General features: G+C 36.1%; 6 protein-coding genes and 1 pseudogene. 2 read left to right on the top strand and 5 right to left on the bottom strand.

The features are described 5' to 3' along the window. Positions 1-2 precede the first annotated feature (2 nt). The gene (locus BFL01S_RS19175) at positions 3-599 is read right to left on the bottom strand and encodes a DUF3885 domain-containing protein (RefSeq protein WP_025911418.1); all 597 of its coding nucleotides are present in this window, start codon (positions 597-599) and stop codon (positions 3-5) included. Positions 600-887: 288 nt separating this feature from the next. Here BFL01S_RS19175 and BFL01S_RS19170 point away from each other — a divergent pair, with 288 nt between their 5' ends. Further along, positions 888-1,229 carry a hypothetical protein gene (locus BFL01S_RS19170; protein ID WP_225002392.1) on the top strand — a complete coding sequence of 114 codons (342 nt, stop codon included), beginning with the start codon at positions 888-890 and terminating at the stop codon, positions 1,227-1,229. A gap of 12 nt (positions 1,230-1,241) precedes the next feature. Here the strand turns inward: BFL01S_RS19170 and BFL01S_RS21190 are convergent, their stop codons facing one another. The 4 genes and pseudogenes from BFL01S_RS21190 to BFL01S_RS21180 form a co-directional block, all read right to left on the bottom strand. Further along, the gene (locus tag BFL01S_RS21190) at positions 1,242-1,484 is read right to left on the bottom strand and encodes a Ger(x)C family spore germination C-terminal domain-containing protein (protein ID WP_225002399.1); all 243 of its coding nucleotides are present in this window, start codon (positions 1,482-1,484) and stop codon (positions 1,242-1,244) included. 118 nt (positions 1,485-1,602) lie between these two features. Next, a complete protein-coding gene (locus tag BFL01S_RS21185; RefSeq protein WP_061786668.1) occupies positions 1,603-2,148 on the bottom strand; it encodes a Ger(x)C family spore germination protein in 546 nt (181 codons plus the stop codon). A gap of 143 nt (positions 2,149-2,291) precedes the next feature. Beyond that, a pseudogene (locus BFL01S_RS21340) lies at positions 2,292-3,060 on the bottom strand (spore germination protein); the annotation flags it as partial. Beyond that, positions 3,045-3,392 carry a spore germination protein gene (locus BFL01S_RS21180; protein ID WP_235859267.1) on the bottom strand — a complete coding sequence of 116 codons (348 nt, stop codon included), beginning with the start codon at positions 3,390-3,392 and terminating at the stop codon, positions 3,045-3,047. The pseudogene BFL01S_RS21340 and the gene BFL01S_RS21180, both read right to left, overlap by 16 nt. Positions 3,393-3,524: 132 nt before the next feature. Here BFL01S_RS21180 and BFL01S_RS19155 point away from each other — a divergent pair, with 132 nt between their 5' ends. Continuing rightward, a complete protein-coding gene (locus tag BFL01S_RS19155; RefSeq protein ID WP_061786667.1) occupies positions 3,525-3,926 on the top strand; it encodes a secondary thiamine-phosphate synthase enzyme YjbQ in 402 nt (133 codons plus the stop codon). Positions 3,927-3,969 lie beyond the last annotated feature (43 nt).

Raw genomic sequence — 3,969 nt, 5'->3', positions numbered from 1 at the left:
TGTTAGCTTATTGGAGAATGTTCAGTAGCATCCATATCTAAAATCCATTCGTTAAACTTTTCTTGTAGTAAACCAAGCGAACGTTGATTATTAGATACGACATCCAACGCTCGATCATCATAGAGATGAAAAATTGTTCCTTTGCTTACGTTGATAATGTAACATTCCTCTTCAATCGCAGGTTGGATATGTAAATCGCGATTCGCAATAGATTGTAGTAGTTGCTTTTGCTTTAAGTCAGTTGGCCTGCAGGCAATTGCATACTCATTTTTAGTTGATAATAGCTGTACGCTTGTCTTTCTTAAGCGAGAGCGAATGAATTTTTTCATTAATATATCAGTGCGCTTTAGAAAGGATAGTTCAGCTTTTGAAGATGGCGAACGAAATACAACGATGAGCTCATCGTTTTCATCATGAAGTGCTTTAAAAATTTGGTATGTGCGTTTATAAACATTTTTCATATACCCTTGTTCCCACACGCGCTTTTGGTTTGTTAGCTTGAATCGGATGCCTATTGGTGCATTGTAAAAAAGCGGTTTTCTCATTTGGATATCAGGAAATAAGTGAGATAAATATGATTGTAAAGTAAGATTGTTCATACGCAACACCCTATCTATTCGTAAAGTTTTTACCTTTTATTGACTCAAGTGTAGCATGAAGTCGATTGAAAATGTGAAGTGCAAACCTGATTTAACGGAAAGGTAATACAACTGTTATATTTCCATTCAAATTCTTATAAAAGAAAGGTGTTTTTTACAAATTTGTCGTATTAGTAACGTACATATCTCTATGTCAATCACTCTGAATAAAAATGACATAGTAGAACGTTTTTGCTCACGCAGAATTTCACTTGATAATAGAGCTAACCATATGAAAAGTAGGTGAGGATGATAAAAAAACAGATTTTGCTAGTCGTAGGCGTTACGTGTTTATTATTTGTGCTAATTTTTTATAAGACTATTTTTCAAGAAGGAAATCCGATACCCTTAGCAGTGGGGATGGCAAAAATGAAAACAGGAAATGAAAAGGTAGTTCAAGTTTCAGATAAACCAGAGAAGTATTTAATTCACTCCGATGATTACCTATCGTTTATTAAAGAAATGGATAAAAAAGGTGATACGTTTCAATACCAGGAAGATGAATTATTTTATTTTGATCGAGAAGAAAAGCGAGCTTCTTTTGAACGAAAATCATACACCAATCGCTACATGATTATGGAACTAAAGTAAGACAGCGACTAATTAGCCGCTGTCTGTTTTTGCTCCAAAATCTTCAATTGTAACGTCAACATGATAATCAATAGTAGAGTTTGAAAAAATAGTATCCCATTCTTTTCGATGTTTCTTCCAAAATGCAGGGTGGTTGATTCGTACATACTCTCTAAATTCAGGTGCATCTGCTTCATAATCAGATTGGAGCTTGTTAAGTATTTTGTTTGTATCTGATTGGATAATGTTCTCTACATTTTTTTCAATGTGGTTAATAAAAGAAGGAGATAGCTTTTGGTCAGTAGCATCCCAATCTTCAGATAACCGTCCTGATGTCTTTTTCTAATTTTGAAACAGGTTGTACTAAAAAGCTTTGGTCCGTTTTTAACTTAGCTCATATTTCTCCCAATGATAAGGTGGGAAGAATTTTATTGGTCCGATACCTATTTTCAACTAAATCATAAATGACATTGACCGGTGGAGTATCCATTCCTTTAATCGTTAAAATAGCCTTTGCTTGGCCATTTGTAACAAAAACAAGGCAGCTTCTGCGAATTTCATTATCCCTAGCAAGCTGATCCATTAGAGAGTCTAACTTGAAGGTCTTCCCAGCTGTTTCACCAAATACTAAAATACGCTGATGCTGACTGAATAAAGGGTCTTGCTTCAATGCAATGTTCCTTGTAATTTCATGTACTGTGGGTCCTTTTGTTACAATGTTTTTATACGGTGAAGATGAGGAAGAAGATACCCCACCACGGTCTGGAGATATAAGAGTTTGATGAGTGAGCATAAGGTTATGCTGAGACGTCTTTTCGTTCACCGTGTCTAAGGAATCCATGCCAACGCCAATGACGAGTAAGAGTTGTTCAATGTTTCGGTGTCGAGAGCAACCCACTAATATGATTATCATCATGATGACAGCTAAATATTTATTCATATTCTCCTCACTCGTTTCTTAATTAGCATAATTGATCCTAAAAAAAATGGAACTGCAAGAAATATAATTAAAAAAGCCCAGCTTAAAAGGTCAGCAAAAGCAATAACGTCTCCAGCCGTTTTAGGGAGGAGTGACCCTACTACAATAACAACCCCTCCTACTAATCCAACAGTCTGCCCAACAGGTGTTGGGAGGCGAAGTCCGGCTTCTCTTAACAATTCGATGGTCACTTCCATTACCATCGCTTCAATAAAAGGTGAAAATGGTACGTCTTCTCGCGTGGCTGCAATGGTAATGGCAAGCTCAGTGGGAAGCAGGCCTTGATGAAAAGAAACAAGGCTAATATAAATGGCTGAGAAAAAAGAGCGTAATGAAAATTGAAATATAGCGAAGAAGGCGTAAGAGAGAACCTGCCAACCATCTTTCGTAATAGTCATCGGGCGATTTCATAATCATGTCAATGGTTGTTGGTACTAATAGAGCAAAAGGTGAACCGTCTACAAAAATTGCAACTCTGCCTTCATTAATAGCAGCTAAGACGCGGTCAGGTCTTTCTGTATTTTGGACCTGTGGAAAAGGAGAATAAGAAGCTTCTTCGAGAAATTCTTCAATCATTCCAGAATCTTGAACATTATTAAGATTAATGTTTTGAAGTTTTTGGCGAACTTGATTAACGATATGAGGTTGACATTGCTTTTTATGAAAAACAATTGATGTTCGATGAAGCCGTTCTTCTCCAATGAAAACATCTTCGACTGTTAAGTTTGCATCACTTGCTCTTTGCCTTAATATGCCGATATTTTCTTCTAAGTTTTCAATTAACGCAACCTTTGGACCACGCACAACTTTTTCGGTCGTTGGTTCACTCCACGTACGCTGTTTAGCTATTGTCATATTTAAAGAAAAAGCCGTTGTACGATTATGAATAAATAATAAAGGTTCTCCTTTAAAAAAGCAGTGAGAGCTTGCTTGTACGTATAAACTTCACTGCTTTCAACAGTTGAGATAAAGGAATCCCAACGATCTAGCGTGTTGGCTGGTGATGAGGTTTTTGTTTGAATCATTTTTTCTGTTAATTGATTCAGCTTTTCGCTGTCTACAAGCCCTTGTAGATAAAGAATATAAACAAAATCAGTAGATGAAATCCATAGCTTTTTTGAAGCTATGTCACTGCTACCACCTGCTAATTCTAGAAATGTCTTAACAACGTACTCTGTATCTCGTTGAAACGTTGAATTGAGCAAGTCTTCACCACCTTTACATTATTAGTAATATATTGAGTTCAGTAGTAAAAAACAGTACGATAAAAAAGAATATATTAGTCTTTACGAGTTCAATAGGTGTTATGCTAACTAATCGAAAAAGGACGTGAAAACATGCTACATTCATTTAAACTTCAAACGAGTAATCGCGATGAGATGATTGATTTGACAAGTCAAGTGGAAACAGAAATTAAAAAGCATCAAGTGAAAAGCGGAGTAGTCACCGTATATTGTCCACATACGACCGCTGGTATTACAATTAATGAAAATGCAGATCCAGATGTAAAACGTGACATGATTAGAAGATTTGACGAGGTATATCCTTGGATTGATGAAAAAGATCAGCATTTTGAAGGGAATACAGCTGCCCATCTAAAGGCAAGTACAGTTGGTTCTTCGCAACAACTTATTATTGAGAATGGAAATTTATTATTAGGAACGTGGCAAGGGGTTTATTTTTGTGAATTTGATGGCCCTAGAAACCGTACATGGTATATTAAAATTCAAGCAGATTAAAAGAAGAGGCTGGGATATAAGTAATTCAGCCAATGATAAACCT

It is taken from the genome of Priestia flexa NBRC 15715 (assembly GCF_001591565.1).
In the GTDB taxonomy this organism is placed as follows: domain Bacteria; phylum Bacillota; class Bacilli; order Bacillales; family Bacillaceae_H; genus Priestia; species Priestia flexa.
The sequence above is the reverse complement of the archived record's forward strand: the minus strand, read 5'-3'. Positions and strand labels throughout refer to the sequence as shown.

Excerpts from the sequence above, each read along its gene's own strand:
- BFL01S_RS21185 (WP_061786668.1), bottom strand. The coding sequence starts at position 2,148 with ATGAATAAATATTTAGCTGTCATCATGATGATAATCATATTAGTGGGT.
- BFL01S_RS19170 (WP_225002392.1), top strand. The coding sequence starts at position 888 with ATGATAAAAAAACAGATTTTGCTAGTCGTAGGCGTTACGTGTTTATTA.
- BFL01S_RS19155 (WP_061786667.1), top strand. The coding sequence starts at position 3,525 with ATGCTACATTCATTTAAACTTCAAACGAGTAATCGCGATGAGATGATT.
- BFL01S_RS19175 (WP_025911418.1), bottom strand. The coding sequence starts at position 599 with ATGAACAATCTTACTTTACAATCATATTTATCTCACTTATTTCCTGAT.